Annotated in this window: 27 protein-coding genes, 1 tRNA gene and 2 pseudogenes; 18 read left to right on the forward strand and 12 right to left on the reverse strand. The window is 68.7% G+C overall.

Features of this window, described 5'->3' with window-relative positions; translation table 11 throughout:
- Position 1 precedes the first annotated feature (1 nt).
- The 8 genes from ccmE to IAE60_RS15530 all read left to right on the forward strand — a co-directional run bounded on the left by ccmE (position 2) and on the right by IAE60_RS15530 (position 6,991).
- Positions 2 to 466 (forward strand): cytochrome c maturation protein CcmE, encoded by a 465-nt coding sequence (gene ccmE, locus IAE60_RS15495; protein WP_185896479.1) that lies wholly within the window; start codon positions 2 to 4, stop codon positions 464 to 466.
- Positions 467 to 577: 111 nt separating this feature from the next.
- Complete coding sequence (locus tag IAE60_RS15500; protein ID WP_187572936.1) at positions 578 to 2,518, forward strand: heme lyase CcmF/NrfE family subunit; 1,941 nt, start codon at positions 578 to 580, stop codon at positions 2,516 to 2,518.
- Positions 2,515 to 3,111, forward strand: coding sequence for a DsbE family thiol:disulfide interchange protein (locus IAE60_RS15505; protein WP_187572937.1), 597 nt, complete (start codon positions 2,515 to 2,517; stop codon positions 3,109 to 3,111). The genes IAE60_RS15500 and IAE60_RS15505 overlap by 4 nt, the downstream gene beginning before the upstream one ends.
- Entirely contained in the window at positions 3,108 to 3,566 is a 459-nt protein-coding gene (locus IAE60_RS15510) for a cytochrome c-type biogenesis protein (RefSeq protein ID WP_185896482.1), read from the forward strand. The genes IAE60_RS15505 and IAE60_RS15510 overlap by 4 nt, the downstream gene beginning before the upstream one ends.
- Complete coding sequence (locus IAE60_RS15515) at positions 3,566 to 4,576, forward strand: tetratricopeptide repeat protein (RefSeq protein ID WP_187572938.1); 1,011 nt, start codon at positions 3,566 to 3,568, stop codon at positions 4,574 to 4,576. Before IAE60_RS15510 ends, IAE60_RS15515 begins: the two co-directional genes overlap by 1 nt.
- A 205-nt stretch (positions 4,577 to 4,781) precedes the next feature.
- Positions 4,782 to 5,894: a homoserine O-acetyltransferase MetX gene (metX, locus tag IAE60_RS15520; protein WP_162108476.1), complete on the forward strand. Its 1,113-nt coding sequence runs from the start codon at positions 4,782 to 4,784 to the stop codon at positions 5,892 to 5,894.
- A gap of 364 nt (positions 5,895 to 6,258) precedes the next feature.
- On the forward strand, positions 6,259 to 6,846 hold the full coding sequence (locus tag IAE60_RS15525) for a cysteine dioxygenase family protein (RefSeq protein ID WP_187572939.1): 588 nt from the start codon (positions 6,259 to 6,261) through the stop codon (positions 6,844 to 6,846).
- Between the two features lie 59 nt (positions 6,847 to 6,905).
- Positions 6,906 to 6,991, forward strand: a tRNA-Leu gene (locus IAE60_RS15530).
- 123 nt (positions 6,992 to 7,114) lie between these two features.
- Here IAE60_RS15530 and IAE60_RS15535 read toward each other — a convergent pair.
- From IAE60_RS15535 to IAE60_RS15550, 4 genes are all read right to left on the reverse strand, one after another.
- A complete protein-coding gene (locus IAE60_RS15535) occupies positions 7,115 to 7,570 on the reverse strand; it encodes a hypothetical protein (RefSeq protein WP_187572940.1) in 456 nt (151 codons plus the stop codon).
- A gap of 36 nt (positions 7,571 to 7,606) precedes the next feature.
- Complete coding sequence (locus tag IAE60_RS15540) at positions 7,607 to 8,149, reverse strand: hypothetical protein (RefSeq protein WP_187572941.1); 543 nt, start codon at positions 8,147 to 8,149, stop codon at positions 7,607 to 7,609.
- Positions 8,146 to 9,045: a hypothetical protein gene (locus IAE60_RS15545; RefSeq protein ID WP_187572942.1), complete on the reverse strand. Its 900-nt coding sequence runs from the start codon at positions 9,043 to 9,045 to the stop codon at positions 8,146 to 8,148. The genes IAE60_RS15540 and IAE60_RS15545 overlap by 4 nt, the downstream gene beginning before the upstream one ends.
- A gap of 423 nt (positions 9,046 to 9,468) precedes the next feature.
- On the reverse strand, positions 9,469 to 9,807 hold the full coding sequence (locus tag IAE60_RS15550) for a YciI family protein (protein ID WP_187572943.1): 339 nt from the start codon (positions 9,805 to 9,807) through the stop codon (positions 9,469 to 9,471).
- Positions 9,808 to 9,970: 163 nt separating this feature from the next.
- On the opposite strand from IAE60_RS15550, the pseudogene IAE60_RS15555 reads away from it, so the two are divergent.
- Positions 9,971 to 10,665 (forward strand): annotated as a pseudogene (locus IAE60_RS15555) (aspartate/glutamate racemase family protein).
- A 4-nt stretch (positions 10,666 to 10,669) separates the two neighbouring features.
- Here IAE60_RS15555 and IAE60_RS15560 read toward each other — a convergent pair.
- Positions 10,670 to 11,068 carry a RidA family protein gene (locus tag IAE60_RS15560; RefSeq protein WP_187572944.1) on the reverse strand — a complete coding sequence of 133 codons (399 nt, stop codon included), beginning with the start codon at positions 11,066 to 11,068 and terminating at the stop codon, positions 10,670 to 10,672.
- A 135-nt stretch (positions 11,069 to 11,203) separates the two neighbouring features.
- Here IAE60_RS15560 and IAE60_RS15565 point away from each other — a divergent pair, with 135 nt between their 5' ends.
- Positions 11,204 to 12,127, forward strand: a complete 924-nt coding sequence (locus tag IAE60_RS15565) for a LysR family transcriptional regulator (protein WP_187572945.1) — start codon at positions 11,204 to 11,206, stop codon at positions 12,125 to 12,127.
- 103 nt (positions 12,128 to 12,230) lie between these two features.
- On the opposite strand, the gene IAE60_RS15570 is transcribed toward IAE60_RS15565, so the two are convergent.
- Positions 12,231 to 12,701 (reverse strand): hypothetical protein, encoded by a 471-nt coding sequence (locus IAE60_RS15570; protein WP_187572946.1) that lies wholly within the window; start codon positions 12,699 to 12,701, stop codon positions 12,231 to 12,233.
- Positions 12,702 to 12,843: 142 nt separating this feature from the next.
- Between IAE60_RS15570 and IAE60_RS15575 the strand changes: the two genes are divergently transcribed.
- From IAE60_RS15575 to IAE60_RS15590, 4 genes are all read left to right on the forward strand, one after another.
- Positions 12,844 to 13,878, forward strand: a complete 1,035-nt coding sequence (locus IAE60_RS15575; protein ID WP_187572947.1) for an NAD(P)H-dependent flavin oxidoreductase — start codon at positions 12,844 to 12,846, stop codon at positions 13,876 to 13,878.
- A gap of 145 nt (positions 13,879 to 14,023) precedes the next feature.
- A complete protein-coding gene (locus tag IAE60_RS15580; RefSeq protein ID WP_187572948.1) occupies positions 14,024 to 14,248 on the forward strand; it encodes a hypothetical protein in 225 nt (74 codons plus the stop codon).
- A complete protein-coding gene (locus tag IAE60_RS15585) occupies positions 14,245 to 14,754 on the forward strand; it encodes a nuclear transport factor 2 family protein (protein WP_244966591.1) in 510 nt (169 codons plus the stop codon). Before IAE60_RS15580 ends, IAE60_RS15585 begins: the two co-directional genes overlap by 4 nt.
- A gap of 102 nt (positions 14,755 to 14,856) precedes the next feature.
- On the forward strand, positions 14,857 to 15,423 hold the full coding sequence (locus IAE60_RS15590) for a hypothetical protein (protein WP_187572949.1): 567 nt from the start codon (positions 14,857 to 14,859) through the stop codon (positions 15,421 to 15,423).
- Here IAE60_RS15590 and IAE60_RS15595 read toward each other — a convergent pair whose 3' ends face one another.
- The 4 genes from IAE60_RS15595 to IAE60_RS15610 form a co-directional block, all read right to left on the reverse strand.
- On the reverse strand, positions 15,424 to 15,858 hold the full coding sequence (locus tag IAE60_RS15595) for a nuclear transport factor 2 family protein (RefSeq protein WP_187572950.1): 435 nt from the start codon (positions 15,856 to 15,858) through the stop codon (positions 15,424 to 15,426).
- Positions 15,859 to 15,934: 76 nt separating this feature from the next.
- Positions 15,935 to 16,366, reverse strand: a complete 432-nt coding sequence (locus IAE60_RS15600) for a GFA family protein (protein ID WP_187572951.1) — start codon at positions 16,364 to 16,366, stop codon at positions 15,935 to 15,937.
- Between the two features lie 14 nt (positions 16,367 to 16,380).
- A complete protein-coding gene (locus IAE60_RS15605; protein WP_187572952.1) occupies positions 16,381 to 16,752 on the reverse strand; it encodes a YciI family protein in 372 nt (123 codons plus the stop codon).
- Positions 16,753 to 16,822: 70 nt separating this feature from the next.
- The gene (locus tag IAE60_RS15610; protein ID WP_187572953.1) at positions 16,823 to 18,055 is read right to left on the reverse strand and encodes a cyclic di-GMP phosphodiesterase; all 1,233 of its coding nucleotides are present in this window, start codon (positions 18,053 to 18,055) and stop codon (positions 16,823 to 16,825) included.
- Between the two features lie 96 nt (positions 18,056 to 18,151).
- Between IAE60_RS15610 and IAE60_RS15615 the strand changes: the two genes are divergently transcribed.
- Positions 18,152 to 18,556, forward strand: a complete 405-nt coding sequence (locus IAE60_RS15615; RefSeq protein ID WP_187572954.1) for a GFA family protein — start codon at positions 18,152 to 18,154, stop codon at positions 18,554 to 18,556.
- On the opposite strand, the gene IAE60_RS15620 is transcribed toward IAE60_RS15615, so the two are convergent.
- On the reverse strand, positions 18,547 to 19,824 hold the full coding sequence (locus tag IAE60_RS15620) for an amidohydrolase family protein (RefSeq protein ID WP_187572955.1): 1,278 nt from the start codon (positions 19,822 to 19,824) through the stop codon (positions 18,547 to 18,549). The genes IAE60_RS15615 and IAE60_RS15620 overlap by 10 nt on opposite strands.
- Before the next feature lie 172 nt (positions 19,825 to 19,996).
- Here IAE60_RS15620 and IAE60_RS15625 point away from each other — a divergent pair, with 172 nt between their 5' ends.
- The 3 genes and pseudogenes from IAE60_RS15625 to IAE60_RS15635 form a co-directional block, all read left to right on the forward strand.
- Positions 19,997 to 20,683, forward strand: a complete 687-nt coding sequence (locus IAE60_RS15625; RefSeq protein WP_162108499.1) for a TetR/AcrR family transcriptional regulator — start codon at positions 19,997 to 19,999, stop codon at positions 20,681 to 20,683.
- Between the two features lie 74 nt (positions 20,684 to 20,757).
- Positions 20,758 to 21,972 carry an NAD(P)/FAD-dependent oxidoreductase gene (locus IAE60_RS15630; RefSeq protein ID WP_187572956.1) on the forward strand — a complete coding sequence of 405 codons (1,215 nt, stop codon included), beginning with the start codon at positions 20,758 to 20,760 and terminating at the stop codon, positions 21,970 to 21,972.
- 86 nt (positions 21,973 to 22,058) lie between these two features.
- Positions 22,059 to 22,226 (forward strand): annotated as a pseudogene (locus IAE60_RS15635) (HupB); the annotation flags it as partial.
- Positions 22,227 to 22,234: 8 nt separating this feature from the next.
- Here the strand turns inward: IAE60_RS15635 and IAE60_RS15640 are convergent.
- A complete protein-coding gene (locus IAE60_RS15640; protein WP_187572958.1) occupies positions 22,235 to 22,690 on the reverse strand; it encodes a hypothetical protein in 456 nt (151 codons plus the stop codon).
- Between the last annotated feature and the right edge of the window lie 2 nt (positions 22,691 to 22,692).

Here is a 22,692-nt window from a genome sequence, read left to right on the forward strand (position 1 = left end):
CATGAATCCCGTCCGTCGCCGCCGCCTGCTGTTCGTGCTGCTGGCCCTGCTGGTCGCCGGTGCCGCCACCGCCCTGATCGCGATGGCCCTGCAGCGCAACGTGGCCTACCTCTACACGCCGGCCGAAGTGCTGCGCGGCGATGCCAGCGAGCGCGCCCGCTTCCGCCTGGGCGGCATGGTCGAGAAAGGGTCGTTCACGCGCGAGAACGGCTCGCTGGTCTCGCACTTCCGCGTCACCGACGGCGATGCGCAGCTGACCGTGCGCTACGACAAGATCCTGCCGGACCTGTTCCGCGAGGGCCAGGCCGTGGTCGCCACCGGCGCCATGCAGGACGGCGTGTTCGTGGCCGAAGACGTGCTGGCCAAGCACGACGAGACCTACATGCCCAAGGAAGTCGCCGACAAGATGGGCAAGGCGCACCAGAAGCACGACGTGCAGGCCGCACCGACGGGGACGGCGAATTGAGCGGGGAGATGCCTGCGGCCCGCCATGGGCGTGCATGCTTCTGCGCGCAAAGTCGCTGGGTCCCGGCTTTCGCCGGGATGACGGCCTCTCACACACACGGCAATCGGCCCTATGCTCCCTGAACTCGGACAAATCGCGCTGATCCTCGCGCTGCTCGTCGCCGCCCTGCAGGCGCTGCTGCCGTTGGCCGGGGCGCATCGCAACAAGGCCGCCTGGATGGACGTCGCACGTCCGGCCGCCTACGCGCAGCTGTGGCTGGTGATGCTGGCCTTCATCGCGCTGACGGTCGCGTTCGTGCAGCAGGACTTCTCGGTGAAGTACGTCGCCGACAATTCCAACTCGCTGCTGCCGATGGTCTACCGCTACACCGCGGTGTGGGGCTCGCACGAGGGTTCGCTGCTGCTGTGGGCGCTGGTGCTGGCGATCTGGACCGGCGCGGTGGCGCTGTTCTCGCGCGGGCTGCCGGACGTGGTGATGGCAAGGGTGCTGGGCGTGATGGGCGTGGTGGCGGTGGGCTTCCTCGCCTTCCTGATCTTCACCTCCAATCCGTTCATCCGCCTGCTGCCCTCGCCGGGCGAAGGCCGCGATCTCAACCCGCTGCTGCAGGACCCGGGGATGATCATCCATCCGCCGCTGCTGTACGTGGGCTACGTGGGCTTCGTGGTGCCGTTCGCGTTCGCCATCGCCGCCCTGCTCGACGGCCGCGTGGATGCGCGCTGGCTGCGCTGGACGCGGCCGTGGACCAACATCGCCTGGGGCTTCCTGACCCTGGGCATCGCGTTGGGCAGCTGGTGGGCGTACTACGAACTGGGCTGGGGCGGCTGGTGGTTCTGGGACCCGGTGGAGAACGCCAGCTTCATGCCCTGGCTGGTGGGCGCGGCGCTGATCCACTCGCAGGCCGTCACCGAGAAGCGCGGCGCGTTCCGCGGCTGGACGCTGCTGCTGGCCATCGCGGCATTCTCGCTGTCGCTGCTGGGCACGTTCCTGGTGCGCTCGGGGGTGATCACCAGCGTGCACGCCTTCGCCGCCGACCCCAGCCGCGGCGTCTTCATCCTGGTCTTCCTGGGCATCGTGATCGGCAGCTCGCTGCTGTTGTATGCCTGGCGCGCGCCGCAGCTGGCCGACGACGCCTCGGAGAAATCGTACTTCGCCGCCAGCTCGCGCGAGACGCTGCTGCTGGCCAACAACCTGCTGCTGGCCGCGGCCTGCGCGATGGTGCTGCTGGGTACGCTGTATCCGTTGATCGCGGATGCGCTGGACCTGGGCAAGATCTCGGTCGGTCCGCCCTATTTCAGCCTGCTGTTCATCGTGCTGATGGCGCCGCTGGTGGCGCTGGTGCCGTTCGGGCCGCTCACCAGGTGGCAGCGCGACAAGGCCTCACGACTGGGCGCGATGCTGCTGCCGTGGCTGCTGCTGTCGATCGTGCTGGCCGTCGTCGCCTACTTCCTGGCGCCACAGGGCAAGCTGAAGGCCGCCGCCGGCATCCTCGGCGCGGCGTGGGTCGGCCTGGGCACCGTGCGCTTTGTCTGGTCGCGCCTGCGCGCCAATGGGCGATTCACCCCCGAGATGTTGGGCATGACGCTGGCGCACACCGGCATCGCGGTGTTCCTGGTCGGCGCGCTGCTGGTGGAAGCGCTGAACGTGCAGCGCGAACTGGCGGTGAAGCCGGGCCAGACCGTCGAGGTCGGCCGCTGGGGTTTCCACTTCCAGGGCGTGGATGAAACGCAGGGCCCGAACTACCTGTCCGACCGCGGCCACGTGCAGGTGCTGCGCGACGGCCGGCCGGTGACGCTGCTGCATCCGGAGAAGCGCGCCTACGCCAGCGGCGGCCAGGTGATGACCGAGGCCGGCATCCGGCCCGGCGTGCTCGGCGATGTCTATGTCGCCATCGGCGAACCCCTGGGCGATGGCGCCTGGGCGCTGCGCGTGCACATCAAACCCTTCGTCCGCTGGATCTGGCTGGGCGCCGCGCTGATGGCGCTGGGCGGCTTCGTCACCGCCGCCGATCGCCGCTTCCGCAATCACCGCAAGTCCGAGGCGACCCCTGCATGAACAACGCGTCCGAACTCCCGCCGTCGCCCCCGCGTTCGCGGGGCGCGCTGACCTTCGCGCTGATCATCATCGGCCTGTTCTTCGTCGGCCTGATGGGCCTGCTGTACTACGGCGTGAAGCAGTCCGACCGCGCCGGCCGCGACGCGCTGCCCTCGCCGCTGATCGGCAAGCCGGCACCGCCCTTCGACCTGCCGCTGCTGCACGAGCCGAACAAGCGCGTGACCAACGCCGACCTGGCCGGCCAGCCCTACGTGATGAACGTATGGGGCAGCTGGTGCCCGGAATGCCGGGTCGAACATCCGGTCCTCACGAAGTTCGCGCTGACCAAGCGCGTGCGCTTCATCGGCTACAACCTGAAGGACGAACGCCCGGACGCCCTGCGCTGGCTGGAGCAGTTCGGCAACCCGTACATGATGGTGCTCGCCGACGTGGAAGGCCGCACCGCCATCGACTGGGGCATCTACGGCGCGCCGGAAACCTTCCTGGTGGACGGCAACGGCGTGATCCGCTGGAAGCACGTCGGCGCCATCGACCAGGCCATCATCGACCACCAGTTGATTCCCGCGCTCGAGAAGATCGAAGCCGGCCGATGAGTACTTCTCCCGTCCTGCTGCTGCGCGCCTTGCTGCTGGCCCTGCTGGTTGCCGTCGCCGCGCCCGTCTTCGCCCAGGCCAGCGACCCCACCCCGCTGCAGTTCAACGACGCGGCCGAAGAAGCCCGCTTCCACAAGCTCACCGCCGAACTGCGCTGCGTGATGTGCCAGAACCAGTCGCTGGCCGATTCCAACGCGCAGATCGCCCACGACCTGCGCCGCGAAGTGCTGGACCTGATGCGCCAGGGCAAGGACGACGCGCAGGTGAAGCAGTTCCTGGTGGACCGTTACGGCGAGTTCGTGCTGTACAAGCCCGACGTGGCGCCCGGCACCTACATCCTCTGGTTCGGCCCGCTGTTGCTGCTGCTGGCCGGCGGCGTGTGGGTCGGGCGCATCGTGGCGCGCCGCGCGAAACAGCCGGGCCCAGCCACCGACGACAACGACCAGGAGTGGTGATGACCACCTTCGTGATCCTCGCCATCGTGCTGTCCGTGGCCGTGCTGCTGGCGGTGCTGTGGCCACTGTGGCGCGATGCGCGCGGGCTGGTGCTGGCCGGCGTGGCGACGCTGGGCGTCGCCACGTTCGCGCTGTACCGCGTGGTCGGCACGCCTGCCGCGCTGGAACCACAGGCCACCGCCGCCATGCCGACCACGCTGGAAGAGGCCATCGGCCAGCTCGAAGCCGAGCTGAAGAAGAAGCCGAACGAACCCGAAGGCTGGCGCCTGCTGGGCAAGTCCTACGCCGCGCTGCAGCGTTACGCCGATGCGCAGAAGGCCTTCGAGCGCGCCGTGCAGCTGATGCCCGACGACGCCGACCTGCTGGTGGAAGCCGCGCAGGCGCGCCTGTTCAACAACGCCGAACGCAAGCTCGATGCGCAGGCCCGGGAGATGCTGGACAAGGCCATCGCGATCAATCCCGACCATCAACGCGCGCGCTGGTTCGTGGGCCTGGCGCAACGTCAGGAAGGCAGGCACGCCGAGGCCGCGAAGACCTGGGAGCCCCTGCTGGCCAAGGTCGATCCCAACACCGCCGCCACCCTGCGCACGCAGATCAACGAAGCCCGCGCCGAAGCCGGTCTGCCGCCGCTGGCCGATGCCGCGCCCGTCACGGACGCATCGCCCGCACTGCTGACGGTCACCGTCGACCTCGCTCCCGCGCTGAAGGAAAAGCTGGCGCCGGATGACACGCTGTTCGTGTTCGCCCGCCAGGTGGGGGGTCCACCGATGCCGGTCGCGGCCAAGCGCCTGCCGGCGTCGGCATTCCCCGTCACCGTGCCGCTGGGCGACGGCGACAGCCCCATGCCCACGCTGAAGCTCTCGCAGCTGCCGCAGGTACAACTGGTCGCGCGCATCGCCAAGGGCAACGGCCCCGCCGCGCAGTCCGGCGACCTGGAAGCCGCCGCGGTCACCGCCGACGTGAAGGCCGGCAACACCTACACGCTGACGATCGATCGCGTGGTGCCGTAAGGCCGAACGCGGCGGACGTTACGCATCCGCATCTGTTGTACACATCCGCATTTCCTGTAGGAGCGCCCCATGGGCGCGATGCTTCTCAAGGCAGCTGCCGTGCGGCTCAAAAGCATCGCGCCCATGGGGCGCTCCTACACGGGCATTTTTATACGCGGGCGTTGCTGAAATGGCATCGCCCCGCCGCATTGCCTACACTGCCGCGATGACCGAATTCATTCCCCCCGGCACCCGCTTCCATCCCCTGCCCTCGCCGTTCCGCATGAAGCGTGGTGGCGCGCTGCATGGGGCGCGGGTGGCGTACGAAACCTGGGGCACGTTGAACGAACGCCGCGACAATGCGGTGCTGATCGTCACCGGGCTGTCGCCGGATGCGCATGCCGCGCGCACGCCCGGCAATCCGGCCGACGGCTGGTGGGAGCCGATGCTGGGCCCGGGCAAGCCGATCGACACCGACCGATGGTTCGTCGTCTGCGTGAATTCGCTGGGCAGCTGCAAGGGTTCCACCGGCCCGGCCTCGGTGAATCCGGATACCGGCGCGCTGTACCGCCTGGACTTCCCCGAGCTGTCGGTGGAAGACGGCGCCAACGCAGCTTTCGATGTGGTGCGCGGGCTGGGCATCGAACAGCTGGCCTGCATCATCGGCAACTCGATGGGCGGGATGACCGCGCTGGCGTACCTGTTGCTACACCCGGGTGCGGCGCGCACGCACATCAACATCTCGGGCAGTGCGCAGGCGCTGCCGTTCTCCATCGCCATCCGGTCGCTGCAGCGCGAGGCGATCCGGCTGGACCCCCAATGGAACGGGGGCCAGTACGACGACGAGACGTATCCGGAATCGGGCATGCGCATGGCGCGCAAGCTGGGCGTGATCACCTACCGCTCGGCGCTGGAATGGGATGGCCGTTTCGGCCGGGTGCGGCTGGAATCCGACCGCCCGGACGAGGATCCGTTCGGCCTGGAGTTCCAGGTGGAGAGTTATCTGGAAGGCCATGCGCGCCGCTTCGTGCGCCGCTTCGACCCCAACTGCTATCTCTATCTCAGCCGGTCGATGGACTGGTTCGACCTGGCCGAGTACGCGGACGGGGATGTCATGCAGGGGCTGGCGAAGATCCGCGTGCAGCGGGCGCTGGCCATCGGGGCGGCCACCGACATCCTGTTCCCGCTGCAGCAGCAGCAGCAGATCGCCGAGGGCCTGGCCGCGGGCGGTGCGCAGGCGGAGTTCCTGCCACTGGAATCGCCGCAGGGCCACGATGCGTTCCTGGTGGACTACGACCGCTTCGGCCCGGCGGTGGCGGGGTTCCTGGCGGGCATCTGAGCCCTCGCGGTTCCCTTCTCCCTCCGCGAGAAGCGCCTGCCCCGTACTCGATACGGGGTGGCGCGCAGCGTCGGATGAGGGTGTGCGAGCCATATAGCTGTTCCCTTCTCCCCGCGCGGCGGAAAGAAGGCGCCGAAGCCAGATCAGGCTGGGGCGAACCTCGAAGCTGTTCCTTCTCCCCGCGAGGCGGGGAGAAGGTGCCCGGAGGGCGGATGAGGGGCGAGCGCGGTATCGCCCCGGCGGCCGATGCGTTCCCTCTCCCCGCCTTTAGCGGACCGAGGGAACGGCCAACCGTCCCGCACCGCAAAACCCCGTCAGCGCCCACCCGGCTAAACTGGGGACACATTCTTACCGGGGCCATCCCATGACCCTCGATTTTCCGGGCGCCGACAAGCTGGTCGCCTCGCTGGATGCCGCTGTCGCCCTGGGCGACGACCGAGCCGTCACCGATGCGCTGCGCAAGTCGCTGTGCGAACTGATCTGCGATGAGGAGGTCAGCCTGCCGGCCTGTGTGCTGGAGCCGATCTCGGACCATTACGCGCGCCGTGAGCTGTACACCAGTCCGGAGCATGGCTATAGCGTGATCGCGATGACGTGGGGCCCGGGCCAGGGCACCAAGATCCATGATCATTCGGGCATGTGGTGCGTGGAGGGGGTGTGGCGCGGGCGGCTGGAGATCACGCAGTACGAGCTGGCCGAGCGGGATGACGTGCGGTACCGGTTCGTGCCGGCGGGCACCATCGAGGCGGGCACGGGGTCGGCGGGCAGCCTGATCCCGCCGCACGAGTACCACACCATCCGCAATCCCAGCGACAAGGCCATCGCGGTGAGTCTGCACGTGTACCAGCGCACGATGGTCCGCTGCGGGATCTATACGCCGGAAGACGAGGCCGGTGGCGGGGGCTGGCAGCGGCGCGGCGAGCGGCTGCTGGGCACCGATCAGGTCAACTGAGGGGCGGTGGGCCCCGGTCTGTCGGCGGGGGTGCCGGCTCGGCTATACTTCGCGTCCGCGCCGGAGTGGCGGAATGGTAGACGCAGCGGACTCAAAATCCGCCGCCCTTAAAAGCGTGTGGGTTCGAGTCCCACCTCCGGCACCAGATAAAACAAAGGGTTAGGCTTCGTGGCCTAACCCTTTTGTTTTGCGCACTCGGGCCATCGCCGTTACATAGCCCGTAGGCGCTGCTATGCGACGCTACGGGCTAAAGGTGCGCGGCTCGACGCTAATAGCGCCCGTCGATTAGGCGGCTACGGTCGTCCTCGTACTCGGCTTCCTGGTCGGCTTCGTAGCTGGCGTCCTCGGCAGCCTGCTCGGCAGCTTCCTGTGCTTCGCGGTCGGCCTGTTCCTGGCGCTCCTCGGCGAACGCTTCACAGCCCTCGGCAAAAGACATCGAATCGCTGCCGCACTCGGATGCGTCGGTGACGTCGTTCTCTTGCGCCCACGCAAAGCCCGCTTCGTGGCCGGCACAATCCTCAGTGCAGACATAGTTACCGCCGTCCTCTACGTCGTATGCGTCCACGTTGCTCGCATCGGCTCCGGTGCCGTCGCTGTCGGCCCCGCGATCTTCGTATACGGCTTGGCGCGCCTCTTCGGCCGCAGCGTCCGCATCGGCAGCGTAATCGTCATAATCACCGTAGCGACCACCGCCGCCGCCGCACGCTGTCATCAGGACAAGCATTACAGCTCCAATCAAGCGAGTCCCCATCGCTTCCCCCTACTTGCCAGTGCCGTCATCACTCCCACTAGAGCTATCCAGTATTTCGGCGTGCTCGGCGTCGCGCTGTTCCTTGATCGCCGCCTGTAGCTGTCGCACATGCGCGCTCGTTATCTCCCCCGGTATGCGGAAAGACCACAGCAGAGCGAAGATTGCGAGGAACAAGACGAAACCCTCAGCAAACCGCTGTACGCCTTCGCCCCACGCTGGGCCAATGAACGTCACTATCGCCAGCGCGGGAACCAAGAGGTACAGATGGAACATCATGCGATAGCGGGCCAGCCGGTCGCGAATCTCCTTTAAGAAATACGTATCTTGCCGCCAGTCCTTTCGCCGCAGGTTGCGACCATCGGCAGCCAACGCCATGACCGCGAGCATGAAGCCCGCCAGCACAGTGAACACAGTTACCAGTGCTGCCATTGCATCAGCCTTGCCGTGATAGGCGGGCTGCAAGGGCGGAGCAAGCGCGAGCGCAGAGACAAAGCAAATCGCGAGGTATCTTGCGAAGGTCCAGTCAACTCTGCTCGCAGCAACCTTGCTCATCCGTGCCAACGCCTTTGCTGGATCAACTCGGCTTGGTATTGCTCCAATGCCAGGAACACGTCCATATATGGCAGGTCGTTGCGCTCGTCATTGCGCGACAGATTCACGAACTTGCCGAGTACGAGTGAGCTGCCCGAGATAGTGGTTCCTTTCTCGGTAACAAGAGTCACGTTCACGTTGTCCGGGCGTTCGTCGATCAATTCCATCCCAGCATTCCGCATCGACTCAAGCACCACAGGTTCCCCGCGACTGCCGCCCCTCGCCTGAATCGTAGTCGTGATATTCAAGTCAGCCCAATGCTCGGCCAGAACCTGTCGCTCGCGCTCGTTCTCGACTTGTTCCGACAGCAGCGAGCGAACGCGGTCTTTTGTTTCGGCCCACAGCCGGAAAATGATGCTCTCGGCCGTGTCGCCATACTCGACGCGCGCCAATTCGGTCTCGGCTTGGTATGCAGTACCACTCAGCTTGAGCTCCTTCACGCCTTCGTCGGCAAGGATCGCCTCTTGGTCTTGGTCGCCAACCGGGTGAAACTCAAAAGCCGAATGCCCGGCAGGCTGATTAGCCTTTGCCAGAAGCTGACTAAGGTAGCTCTCGACAACACTAATGCGCATTCCTTCCACCAGCACCAACACTTCGTCGCCACTGATAAGGCAGAAGGCGTCAGCCGTTTTGAAAGCGCGGTTTTCGGGCGGAGCCTCGGCGACTTCGGCATCCGCTTGCGCGCGAACGCGAAGGCCCATAGTGCTCATGGACTCGCCGGGCGCACCGGCACCGATTGCGAGCTTCAATCGTCCACGCCCCAGTTGACGGGTACGAATCGCCAGCACGCCATGGCTGGCAATAGGAACTTCTGTCCTAGCCATCGTTGGCAGTGCTTGAAGGGCGTTCGCAATCATGGTCTCAAACCTGATGTTTCCCCGAGCGCCCTGAGCAAAAACGGCGCGAAGGTAGTGGATACGCTTCCTAGCTGGCCTTCCCATTCAACTCCCCCTGTGTCGCAGGCTTTAAGACTGCCCTGAACGGGCATTGACACAGGATTAAACCGTTGTTCTTTGGGGATTTCCACTGCCGAGCCTAACGCCTTACCTATATGACCTGGACCGGCCAGAGTTCCGGAGACACTCAGTCGCCGCTCTGCGCACGCGCCTGGCGGAACTGGACCGCCAAGGCGTGGAAGCCATCGAAGACTGAGGCGCCGCCGCCTGCGCACATCGCCTCTGGCGAACGGAAAGAAGCCCGACATCGGCGCCGACACCGGCATCCGATGTCGGGCTTCACCGGCCCCGGCTTCGCGCGTGATCCGTCTCGTGTGCGCCGGCCTACGAGGCCGGATCGAATCCGAACACGCGCAGTTCCTGATCGCAGCGGCAGGCCTTGGCAAGCCGCGCCGCCCAGGCGATCGCCTCCTCGCGCGAAGCCAGTTCAAGCACCGTGAAGCCGCCGGTAAGCGGCGGCGCCCACGGATAGCCGCCTTCCGCCACCGTACCGTCCGCCGACACGCGCACCGGCGGTTCGCGTTCGTCGATACCGCCACCGAAGACGTACACGCCCGCGGCCTTCGCCTGCTCGATCACCGCGTGCGAATCGCGTCCCGCCGCGTCCAGTTCGTCGCCGGCGGCGACCATCGCGGCGCTGGGAAAGGAGATCAGGTATTTCATTCGGGCGTCCTCTGCTGGCGGGGCAACGGAATCACGCGGGACGGTGGTGCCGCCCCACGCGCGTGCAATGCAACCTACCCTCACCCGTCAAACCGCTCAACCCTGCGCAGCGCGCTGCCCCGCATAATCCCTCCACCTGATGCACACACGTGGCGGAACACGCATGAAGACGATCGGACTGATCGGCGGGATGAGCTGGGAATCGACGCTGCCCTATTACCGCCTGGTCAACGAAGGCATCCAGGCGCGGCTGGGCGGTCTGCACTCGGCGCGGATCGCGCTGTACAGCGTGGACTTCCACACGATCGAACAGCTGCAGCGCGCGGGCGACTGGGACACCGCGGGCGCGCTGCTGGCCGATGCGGCGCGGCGCGTGCAGGCGGCCGGGGCCGACCTGCTGGTGCTGTGCACCAACACCATGCACAAGGTGGCGCCGCAGATGGAGGCGGCGGTGTCCATCCCGCTGCTGCACATCGCCGATGCCACCGCCGCGGCCATCACGGCGGCCGGCCATCGCACCGTCGGCCTGCTGGGCACGCGCTTCACGATGGAACAGGACTCTACCGCCAGCGCCTGCAGGACCGGCACGGCCTGCAGGTCCTCGTGCCGGACGCGGACGATCGCACCCGCGTGCATGACGTGATCTACGACGAACTGTGCCGTGGCGTGATCCGCGACGCCTCGCGCGAAGCCTATCGCCGTGTCATGGATCAACTGGTCGCCCGCGGCGCCGAGGCCATCATCCTGGGCTGCACCGAGATAGGCCTGCTGTTGGGGCCGCAGGACGCACGCGTGCCGCTGTTCGACACTACGGCCCTGCATGCCAGCGCCGCGGTCGAGGCCGCACTGGCGGACTGAGCCCTCAGCCGGTGCGCGGGAGCCGGGCGACGACCTTGATCTCGAAATCGAAGCCGGCCAGCCAGGTCACGCCGAGCGCGGTCCAGCTCGGGTACGGCGCCTGCGGGAACATGTCGTTCTTGACCGCCAGCACGGTGTCGAACTGGCGCTCGGGATCGGTGTGGAAGGTGGTCACGTCCACGATGTCGTCCAGGCTGCAGCCCGCGGCACGCAGGGTCGCCTGCAGGTTGGCGAACGCCAGGCGCACCTGCGCTTCGAAATCCGGCTCGGGCGAGCCGTCCTCGCGGCTGCCCACCTGCCCCGACACGAACAGGAAGCCCTCGGCGCGCACCGCGGGCGAATAGCGGTGATGTGCGTACAGGGCCTGGCGGCCGGCGGGAAACACGACGTCACGGGGAGGCATGGGGAATCTCCTGGGCGGGGCCGGCGGCCCCGATCTATGCGGACCACTCTAGGCAGGACGGCGACCGGGATATACGGCGCGATCCGGGGATCACTGTTTGTAGAATCCAAACAATTCCCGCTTCCAGGAGCCCGCATGGACCGCATCGATGCGATGCAGGCCTTCGTCCGCGTGGTCGAAACCGGCAGCTTCACCCGCGCCGCCGACACGCTGCAGACCAGCCGCACGCGGGTGACCCAACTGGTGCAGCAGCTGGAGGCCCACCTGCGCGTGAAGCTGCTCCACCGCACCACGCGCCGGGTCAGCGCGACCGCCGATGGCGCGGCGTACTACGAACGGGTCGTGCGCCTGCTGGCCGACCTGGACGACGCCGAGACCAGCCTGTCGGCCGCCTCGGACGCACCGCGCGGACGCCTGCGCGTGGACGTACCGGCGCCACTGGCCAGCCTGATCGTCGTGCCGGCCCTGCCCGCCTTCCACGCGCGCTATCCGGACATCCAGCTGGACCTGGGCGCCAGCGACCGCAAGGTGGACCTGATCGACGAGAACGTGGACTGCGTGGTGCGCGGCGGCGAGCTGACCGAACCGTCGCTGCGCGCGCGCCACGTGGCCGACCTGGCGCTGGGGGTATATGCCGCACCCGCCTATCTGGCGCGCGTGGGGACGCCCGCGCATCCGCAGGCGCTGGAAAGCGACCCCCACCGCATCGTCGGCTATCGCGGCGCGCGCACCGGCGCGCCGCCGGCGTACGCGATGCAGCGCGGCAGCGAGCAGGTGCGTGTCCACGGCCGGCACGTGCTGTCGGTGGACGACGGCAACGCCTATCTCGCCGCCGGCCTCGCCGGCCTGGGCGTGCTGTGGCTGCCGCAGTACATGGCGCGCACGCCGGTCGCGCGTGGCGAGCTGGTGCCGCTGTTCGAAGACTGGCAACTCGCCCCGATGCCGCTGTACGTGGCCTTCCCGCCCAGCCGGCATGTCAGCCGCAAGCTGCGGGTGTTCATCGACTGGATCGTGGAACTGCTGGCCCGGCACGCACCGGCCATCACCCCGCCGCGATGATGCAGGCGCGGGCCGTCACCTGATCAAGACGCCATGCAACGTCGCGCAGACAGTCCATGGCACAGGCTGCCGCGCGACCAGCCCCGTCGTCGCGCAGCCGACGCTAGGGCCTGAGCCAGTGCAGCATGTCGGGATAGCGGCCGCCGGCCTCCCCATCGACGGGCGGGCCGGCCACCGTCATCCCACAGCGCGCGAGTCCCGCGCTGCCCGGATACACGCCCATCGAGAATGTGGCGATCAGTGCCTCCGCGTGGCCGTGGTAACCGCCCGGGTGGAACAGCACCGCCGCATCCAGGCCGATCTTCATGCAGGCCGCGTACGCCCAGGCGGTCGCTTCGGCTTCGCCACCGTGGGCGGGCTCGTCCTGCGTGGCCAGCGCGTCGGACAGCGCGGCACGCGAGGCGGCGGGCGTCACCGCGATGTGGCCCGCCTCGTGCAGCAGGTCGCCGGGCCACTGCAGACGCTGGCGGTCGAACACCAGCGTGCCGTGGTGGATGCGGACGCCCGGCAGGAAACAATCGTCCGGCACGCTGCCTTCCGTCACCGGAAGGCCGATCCCGCGCAGAAAGGCCACGATCCTGTCCGTCGCCCTTGTCTGGTCTTCCCTCTGCACGATGTTGCTCCCCGACGACGCCGCGCACGATGATATCGGCAGGCACGCGTGGACCGTGCACACGACGTTCCAGGCCATGCCACCGCCCGCGTAAGCTGTCGCCATGACGCCGCTCGCCTCGCTGCTGGGTACCGGGCTTCCGCTGATCCAGGCCCCCATGGCCGGCGTGCAGGATGAAGCGCTGGCCCTCGCCGTGGCCCGCGCCGGCGGCCTGGGATCGCTGCCCTGCGCGCTGCTGGACCCCGCACGGCTGGAAGCCGCGCTACAGACCTTCGCCGCGCAGCCGCAGCCGATCAACCTCAACTTCTTCTGCCACACCCTGGCCGAACCCGATCCCGACGCGGAGCAGCGCTGGCGGCAGGCCCTGGCGCCGTACTACGACGAATACGGCATCGCCCCGCCCGCGCCATCCACCGCAGGCGCACGCCGTCCGCTGGATGCGGCGACGGTGGAGCTGCTGGCAGCGTTCCGTCCGCGCATCGTCAGCTTCCACTTCGGCCTGCCCGATGCCGCCCTGCTGGCGCGCATCAAGGCCTGGGGCGCGGTGGTGCTGTCCTCGGCGACGACGGTGGAGGAAGGCGTGTGGCTGCAACGCCATGGCGCGGATGCGGTGATCGCACAGGGCATCGAAGCCGGCGGCCACCGCGGCCATTTCCTGTCCGACGACCTGACACGGCAGCCAACCACGCACGCGCTGGTGACCGCACTGGCGCGAACGCTGACCGTGCCGGTGATCGCCGCGGGCGGCGTGGGCGACCGCGCCGACGTGCGCAGGCTGTTGGACGCAGGCGCCTGCGCGGTGCAGGCCGGCACGGCGTATCTGCTGTGCCCGGAGGCCACGCCCTCGCCGGTCCATCGCGCCGCCCTGGTGCAGCCCGCACGCGAGGCCGCGCTGACCAACCTGTTCAGTGGCCGGCCCGCACGCGGTCTGGTCAACCGGCTGATGCGCGAGCTGGGTCCGCTGTCGGACCGGGCGCCTGCCTTCCCCTGGGCTTCGCAGGCGCTGGCGCCGCTGCGCGCCGCCGCCGAGGCGCGCGGCCGCGACGACTTTTCACCGCTGTGGTCCGGCGCCCGGCCCGGCACGCTGGCCGGCCTGGATGCCGCGCAGGTGACACGCCGCCTGATGGGCGTGGACTGAGCGCACGACCCGGGGCGGTGGGATTCGCGCGGGCTGCAGCAGGCTCGATCCGCGCCAGCGGGGTTTCGTCGCACGTCCGTTGCCGAGGACGCGCGCAGGATCGACGCTGTCGCCATTCGATCTCTGGTGCCCGAGGACCTGGAACATGAAAACCCTGATCGCGTTGCTGGCCTGGTGCCTGCTGTTCGTCCTGTGCTGGCCGCTCGCCCTGCTGGCGCTTGTGGCCTGGCCGCTGGTGTGGCTGCTGTCGCTGCCGTTCCGGCTGGTCGGCATCACCTGCTCGGCGCTGTTCGCGCTCCTGCGTGCGCTGCTGATGCTGCCGGCGCGCCTGCTGGGCGGGCGTCCGCAGGCACCGCTGGTGTCGGCATGACCCGGGCACGTTCGCGCCTGGCGAAGACCGCGCTGACCGGCCTGATGGCCACCGCGCTGCTGTTCGGCGCGGTGGAATCCGCCGCCGCGGCCGAGCGTTCGCCCGAGCAGCTCACGCAGGTGATCGACGGGCTGGACACCGCGGTCTTCGATGCGTTCAACACCTGCGCCGATCCTGCCCGACTGGAGGAACATGCGGCCTACTTCGACCCGGCGGTGGAGTTCTACCACGACAACGGCGGCGTCACCTGGAGCCGCGACGAGATGATCGAGCGCACGCGCGCCAACGTGTGCGGGAATTACCGGCGCGAGCGCGTGCCGGGCACGCTGAAGGTCTTCCCGATCAAGGATTTCGGCGCCATCGCGCAGGGCACGCACCGTTTCTGCCCGACGGGGTCGACGGCCTGTGCGGGCGAAGCGGACTTCGTGATGGTGTGGCGCGAGCGCGACGGCCAGTGGCAGGTCACGCGCGTGCTGAGCTATGCGCACCGGCAGGCCGCGCACTGAGGGCGCGCGACTTCGCCCCCGCTTCACACAGGCTCCGTCACCGGCGCACGCCAGCCATGGATCCTGCGTCCGGCATGCCCGCCGCCGACACGGAGACTGATCATGACGCACGACACCTATCGCAACGCGATCGCCTGGATACGGGTATTGCGCCCGCTCGTGTGGGGTGGCGCGGCCCTGTTGCTGCTGACGCCGTGGGTCGCGATGCGTTTCACGGACGAGGTGGCATGGACGGGAGGCGACTTCGTGGTGTTCGGCGCGATGCTGCTGGCGGGCTGTGTCGCCTTCGAGACGACGGCGCGTGTCGCGCGCGTGCCCAGCTACCTGCTGGCCGGCGCCATCTCCATCGGCGCCGGCTTCCTGCTGCTGTGGGCGAACCTGGCGGTGGGCATCGTCGATGAACCGGGCCATCGTGCCAATCTGCTCTTCCTTGGCGTGCTGGTGGTCGGCGCGCTCGGCGCCGGCGTTGCCAGGCTGCAGGCGCGTGGAATGTCCCGTGTGCTCGTCGCGATGGCACTGGCACAGATGGCGGCGGGCGGCATCGCGATGGGCATGGACACGCAGGAATCACCGACGTTCGTGCTGGCTTTCACCGGCCTGTATGTCGTCGCCTGGCTGTTGTCCGCACTGCTGTTCCACAAGGCGGCCAGAGCACTTGCTGCCGGCTGATCAACGCGGCTTCGGGTGCCAGAGCGCGTTGACGATGATCCAGCGGTCGCCGAAGCGGCCCATGTGGAAGTGATCGACGAACCACGGCGTCTCCAGGCGGACGGCCGCCGTCTCGGCGGTGACGTCGAGGATGCGGCAGCTGCGGTTCCACTGGTCCTTCGGCGTTTTCAGCGCGCCCTGCTGCGTCAGCGAGACCAGTTCGTCCTTCGACATGCGGCGTAGGCCGAGGCGCTCGTCGGGGGTGTCGCCGATGACGGCGCGCTTGGCCAGGTCCGGGTGCAGCGCGCGCGCCACGCGCGCCGGGTCGGCTTCCAGCTGGCCGTCGATGTAGTCCAGGCAGGTCGCCTCGATGGCGGCCAGGGTGGCGGCATCGGCCGCAGGGGGGGCGGGGGTGGAGGCAGCGGTGGCCGCCATGACCAGGGACAGCAGGGACATGGGAATTCCTCTCGGTGCGGGGCGGGCCATGCTCGCCGGCACGCCCCGCGCCCACACGTGCCGGAAGTCTGCCGGGCTACAGGTAGCCCGGGTTCACCGGCGGATGGTCCCAGTCGTCGTGGCGGCCGTCTTCATACTGCACGGGGATGGCGGCCAGCCGCGCATCGTCCAGGCCGTCCAGCGTGGCCACGTTGACGGCATGGAACCATCCATCGAACGGCGTCATGTCCAGGTAGCCCTTGCTGAAGCCACGCACCCCGCAGTGGCGGCAGAAGTAGTGGTGCACGTGGCCGTCAGGCCAGGACGAGTCGTGTGCCTGGTAGTCCGACAGGGCGGCGGCGCCCTGCAGCAGGCGGAAGCTGCCCTCCCCCAGTGCAAACACCTTCCACATGCGGGTCTTCAGGCAGAAGCGGCAGTTGCAGCGGCGCGTGCCCGCGGTGAGGTCCAGGTCGCACTCATAGCGGACGATGCCGCAGTGGCAGCTGCCTGTGTAGGTGTGCGTGGCCATGATCGCGGCCCGGATCAGGCTCGGCCGCAGCCGCCGGACGGCGACTCCTCGATCGGCCGCACTTCGCATTCGATGTCCCACTCGTCGCCATGCACCTGCAGGAAGCGGCGGGTCAGGGCGAGGGCCTCGTCCAGCGAGTCCGCCTTGAGGATGGCGTAGCCGCCGATCACCTCCCGCGCCTCGGCGAACGGTCCGTCGGTCACGGTGATGCGGCCGTGTTGGGAGCGCACGCGCGCCCCGTGCGACGAAGGCAGCAGGCCGGCGGTATCCAGCAGTACGCCCGCGGCGGACAGCTCGCCGATCAGCGCCATCATCTCGTCCATCAGCCGCTGGCTGGGCTGCTGGTCGGTGGTTTCGTCAACCCGGATCATCGAAAGGAATCGCATGCATGGCCTCCTGGGCACGGAATGTGTCAGGACGACGAACGGGGATGCGCGGATTCGACAGACCGGCGACTCAGGGCAGCCAGAGTTTTTCCAGCTCGCGGAAGCCCCACTTCTCCGGCGACTCGATGCCGAGGATGCGCTCCCTGCCCTCGCTTGCGGCCAGGTCGATGTCGACCTGCAGCAGCTGGGTGCGCGACTTGGCCGAATAGAACACGCGCACGCGCGGGGCCAGCAGGGTGGCCGGATTCTGTTCCACCACCACCGCCAGGCGGTCGCTGGACAGGCGGACCAGGGTGCCCACCGGATAGATGCCGAGGCTGCGCACGAAGGCCTTCAGCAGGTCGGCATCGAAATGGCCCTGCCAGCCGGCCATGCGGCGGAGCGATTCGCCAGGGTCCCAGCCGGCCTTGTACGGGCGGTTGGAGGTGATGGCGTCGTAGACATCGCAGATCGCGCCCATGCGGGTGAGCACCGGCAGGGCGCTGCCCGGCAGACGGTCGGGATAGCCGGTGCCGTCCACGCGCTCGTGGTGGTGGCGGGTGATGTGCAGCACGCCCTGCTGGGTGATGCCGCCCTCGCGCAGCAGGCGCTCGCCGTGCACCGGGTGCTGGCGGATGACGTCGAACTCCTCGTCGGTCAGCCTGCCGGGCTTGTTCAGCACGTCCAGCGGCATGGCGGCCTTGCCCATGTCGTGCAGCAGGCCGCCCAGTGCGGCCTCGCGCAGCTGCGCGTCGGTCAGGCCGATCTCGCGGCCCAGCATCACCATCAGGGCGCTCACCGCCACCGAGTGCAGGTAGGTGTAACTGTCGGCGTCCTTCAGGCGCGCCACGCTGACCAGCGCGGTGGGATGGCGGTCGACCGAACCGGTGATCTCGTCTATCAGGGGCATCGCCTGGCCGGCATCGACGCCGCGCCCCAGCCTCGCCTCGCGGAACATGGCCTCCACGGCATCGCGGGCGTCGCCGCAGATGCGACGGGCACGGGCCAGTTCGGCGGCGAAGTCGGGTCGACCGTCGGGCACCACCACGCGCCGCCGCTCGCCCTCCGCGGCAGCGGCGGCGTCGGCTTCCTGCGGCCCCGCCGGTGCTTCGGGCGGCACGCCATCCACGAGGGGTTCGTCATCCAGCTGGCTGCGCGCCAGGTCCACCACGACCTGCTGCACGCCGCTGTCCTGCAGCTGCGCCAGACGGGCCTCGTCCAGGACGAACGAGGTGCGCCAGAACGGATGCTGCATCCAGGGCCCCAGCAGCCGCTGCACGTGCATGCCGGGCCGGAGCTCCGCAACATCGAAGGTTTTCAACATGTACGACTCCGCGAACGGGAGCTATCCTCCGGGCTCCGGCGATGCCGGCGGGACAGGCCCGGCCGCCCCGGGGACGATATCGGCACGGGAGGCCCAATGCTTAAGACCTATTCCGGCAGCTGCCATTGCGGTGCCGTGCGATTCCAGGCGGACATCGACCTGGCCCAGCCCACCTACCGCTGCAACTGCTCGGTCTGCCGGCGCAACCGGTTCTGGCCGGCCATCGTGGCGCCGGAGCGCTTCCGCCTGCTGGCCGGCGAAGACGCGCTGACCGAGTACCGCTTCAACACGCGGCGCAACGCGCACTACTTCTGCCGGACCTGCGGCGTGCGCCCGTTCGGCGTGGGCAACGACGTGCCCGACGGGCAGCGCATCTACGGGGTGAACCTGGGCTGCCTGGAGGACGTGGCGCCCGAGGAACTGGAGGCCGCGCCGATCACCTACGTGGATGGCGCGCACGATCGCTGGGACCACGCACCGGCGATCACCCGCTACCTCTGAGCGGACGCGCCCGGTTCGGTGGCGTCGTACTGCACCTGGCCGCCGCGCATCACCCACACCACGTCGGACAGCGCCAGCACGTCGTCGGCCGGATCGCGACCCAGCAGCACCAGGTCCGCGTCCATGCCGGGCACGATGCGTCCACTGCGCGCGCCATGGCCGAAGCGGCGCGCCGGCTCGGTGGTCAGGCTGGCCAGGATGGCGCGCCAGTCCATGCCGGCACCGGCCATCAGGGCGTACTCGCGGTGCGGGTCGCTGTCGTGGATATAGCCCACGTCGGTGCCGAACAGCACCTGTCCGCCCGCCTGGCGGAACGCGCGCAGCTGTCCCTGCCCGACCGCCAGGAAGCGTTCGATGACGGCAGGTGGCACGCTTTCCTTGCGCAGTTCCACTTCGAACAGTTTCAGCGACGGCACCAGCGCCATGTCGGCGGCCACCAGCCGCTGCGCCATGCCGTCCGGCCATGGGCCATCGATGGGCGTGCTGTGCGCCAGTACGTCCACGCCCGCCTGCAGGGCGATCTCGATGCCCTGCGTGGTGCTGGGATGCGCGAACACCGGGCGGCGCGCGGCATGCGCCGTGTCCACCACGGCACGCGCTACGTCAGACGACATGTGCACCACGCCCTGCGGACCACCGACCAGCGCCCCGATGAACAGTTTGGCGCCGTCGGCACCGTCATCGAGCTGCGTGCGTACACGGGCACGCGCGGCGTCGGGTGTGGCGACCTCCGCCGAGGGAGCGCCGTGCAGCTTCATCACATCGCGGACGTAGTGCGGCGTGCCGTCGGCGGGATAGAACGGCGCATCCACGGTCAGAATGCGCGGGCCACGCACGTCGCCGGCCTCGATACGGGCGCGCAGACGGCGCGCATTGCCCGGCAGTCCACCCAGGTCGAACACGCTGGTGAACCCCCAGCGCGTCAGCAGCGAACGGACTTCGAGTTCCAGCGCGGCGGCCGGTGCGTCGGCCACTTCCGTCAGGCCGGGCAGCAGGAAGTGCACATGGCTGTTCCAGAAGCCGGCCACCAGCACGCGGCCGTCCGCATCGATCCGGCGCGCATCGGCCGGCACCCGCACCTCGCCTGCGCGACCGACCGATACGATGCGCCCGTCGCGCACCACCACGACCGCATCGGCCAGCGGTGCGGCCTCGGGCGAGGCCACGACGGTCGCCCGCTCGATGGCCCAGGTCTGCGCGCGCACGGCGCCGGCCATCGTGCACGCGGCCACCAGGCACCCCAGCCACCACGTCCATCCGTGTCGCATCACTAGTCTCCGCCCTGCGGCCTGACGGCCGGGAGGGGCAGTCTAGGGCACCGTGGCGCGGCTACGCCCGGACTGTGAGAAAACGCGCGCCCTGTCATGCATTTGCCACAGTCCGTCGAGCTTTTGCTAGGCTGCGGGAATCGTCGCCCAACGGCCGCGCGCAGGAACTCCCGTGAGCACTACGACCGATCATCTGGAAAACGTTTTCAGCGACACGTCACGCTCGCCGCTGCGACCGCGACCACAGGTGGATCTGTGCAGGCGCGGCGAGATCCGCGCGGAGAAGTTCCTCGACGCGGCCACCGAAGTGTTCGCCGAGAAGGGCTACCAGCACGCGCGGCTCAGCGAGATCGTCGCGCGCGCCGGCGGATCGCTGGCCACGCTGTACCGCATCTTCGGCGACAAGGAAGGCCTGGCCAGCGCCATCCTCGAGCGCAGGCTGGACATGCACATCCACCTGCTCAGCGACCTCAACCTGACCGAACTGCCGCCCGAGCAGGCGCTGCGCCGGGTGGCGATCCGCATGGCGCAGGTCATGGCGCGCACCGATTCGCAGGTGGTGTACCGCATCGTGATCGGCGAGGGGCAATCGTTCCCTGCACTGCGCGACTGGTTCCTGGACCATGCGGTGGCGTCGATCCGCGCGACGCTGGCCGACTATTTCGAACAGCAGGTGGCCGCGGGCCGCATGCGCCTGGCCTCGCCCCAGGCCGCCGCCGCGCAGTTCTACATGAGCCTGTTCGGCGACCAGATCTTCCGCCTGGCCGCGGGCAGCCATCACCTGCCCGACGTGGACACGCTGGAAGCGCAGGCGCTGGCTTCGGTGGAACTGTTCCTGCAGGGCGCCCTTCCCCGCTGACCACCGCGGGGCCTTCACCCGGCCCTGCACCGGCACCTGCCAGCATCTCCGCGTCATCGGAACGCGAGGCATGCATGGACCTGAAGAGCGGGTATCCCTTCTGGGCGGTCAGCAACGGCCTGATGCAGGCCTTCCCGCGCCTGGCATCCGACCATCGATGCGACGTGGCCGTGCTTGGCGGCGGCATCACCGGCGCACTGATCGCGGATGAACTGGCCAGCCACGGCTTCGACGTGGCGATCCTCGAACAGCGCGACATCGGCTGGGGCAGCACAGCCGCCAGCACGGCGCTGCTGCAGTACGAGATCGACACCCATCTGGTCGACCTGGCCAAACGACACGGCGAAGCCGATGCAGCCCTCGCCTACCGCGCCTGCGCCGACGCCATCGACCAGCTGCATGCGGTCGCTTCGGCGTGGCGCGACGTGGGCTTCGCGCGCAACGCCAGCCTGTACTACGCCAGCCGCCGCCGCGACGTGCGCGCACTGGAGGAAGAACACGCCGCTCGGCGGCGACACGGCCTGGAGGTCGAGCTGCTCGATGCCGGACGCGTGCAAGAGGACTATGGCTTCGACGCGCCCGCGGCCCTGCTCAGCCGGCAAGGCGCGCGCGTGGATCCGTACCGCCTTACCCATCGCCTGCTCCAGCGCCTGCAGAAGCAGGGGGCTTCGGTGTTCGACCGGACACGTGTCGTCGAGATCGAGACGACGTCGCGTGGCGTCGCATTGCGCACGGACACCGGGTTCACCGTGCGCGCCGCGCATCTCGTCGTCGCGGCGGGATACGCCAGCCAGCACTGGCTGAAGAAGTCGGTGGCGCGCAATCGCAGCAGCTATGCCGTCATCAGCGACCCGCTGTCCGAGGAAGCGCTCGGGTTCCTGTCCGATACGCTGTTGTGGGAAACCGCGCGCCCGTATCTCTATGCGCGCAGCACATCCGACCGCCGGCTGTTGATAGGCGGCGAAGACGACGCTGTCGACATTCCCGCCAAGCGCGACGCGCGGGTCGAAAAGAAGGCACGGATCCTGCTGAAACGGCTGCACGACCTGTTCCCTGCGCTGGAGATCACGCCGGCGTTCTCCTGGGCGGGCACCTTCGCCGAAACCGAAGACGGCCTGCCCTTCTTCGGCCCGCATGCGCAGTGGGGGCCGCGGGTGCATTTCGCGATGGCCTACGGCGGCAACGGCATCACCTACAGCATGCTGGGCGCCGGGCTGTTGCGTGCGCGCATCGAACGGCGCCCGCATCCGCTGTGGCCGCTGTTCTCGTTCCAGCGGCTGGAGCGCTGAGGCCCGGCGGGTGCGTTGACGCCCCCGTCATGCCGCGCTTACGCGCGTGCGCGCAGGCTGGACCCACACCCCGCAGGAGCACCCTCATGCCCCGTGGCGAAAAATCCGCCTATACCGACAAGCAGAAGCGCCAGGCTGAACACATCGAGGACTCCGAGCGCGAGCAAGGACGATCGAAGGAGGATGCAGAACGCATCGCCTGGGCCACCGTCAACAAGCAGGATGGCGGCGGCAAGAAGTCCGGCTCGGGCCGCGCGAAGCATCACTGACCGGCGCGACTGTCCCAGGGCCACCAGCCCTCGCCCGTCAGTGCGTAGCGGTCCGCCGCGCGTTCGAAGGGATTGCGCACGCTGACGCCCCCGCACAGCAGGTAAAGCGGCAGGAACAGCGGGCCCAGCACCATGTACTGGTAGACGTGTGCGCGCTCGTGGTCGCCCAGGCGGATGCGCGGATGCTGCGCATGCCCGGCACGATGCTCATAGGTGATGCACTCGGCCTCCAGCGTGTCGCCGGTGTGCAGGATGCTGTTGCCGAAGGTGATGGCGCCGCCCGGACCCCAGGGCCAGCGATGGAACACGAGTGCGAAATCGCGACGGCTCCATTCCGCGCGCGCACCGAACGCCATGCCCACGACACCGGCCAGCACGCCGACCGCGGTATTGGGAACGGCCCACACGATGCCGAAGGCCCGCGCGACCCACAGCCCGGTGACCGACATGG

This window comes from Pseudoxanthomonas mexicana (assembly GCF_014397415.1).
Taxonomy (GTDB): domain Bacteria; phylum Pseudomonadota; class Gammaproteobacteria; order Xanthomonadales; family Xanthomonadaceae; genus Pseudoxanthomonas_A; species Pseudoxanthomonas_A mexicana.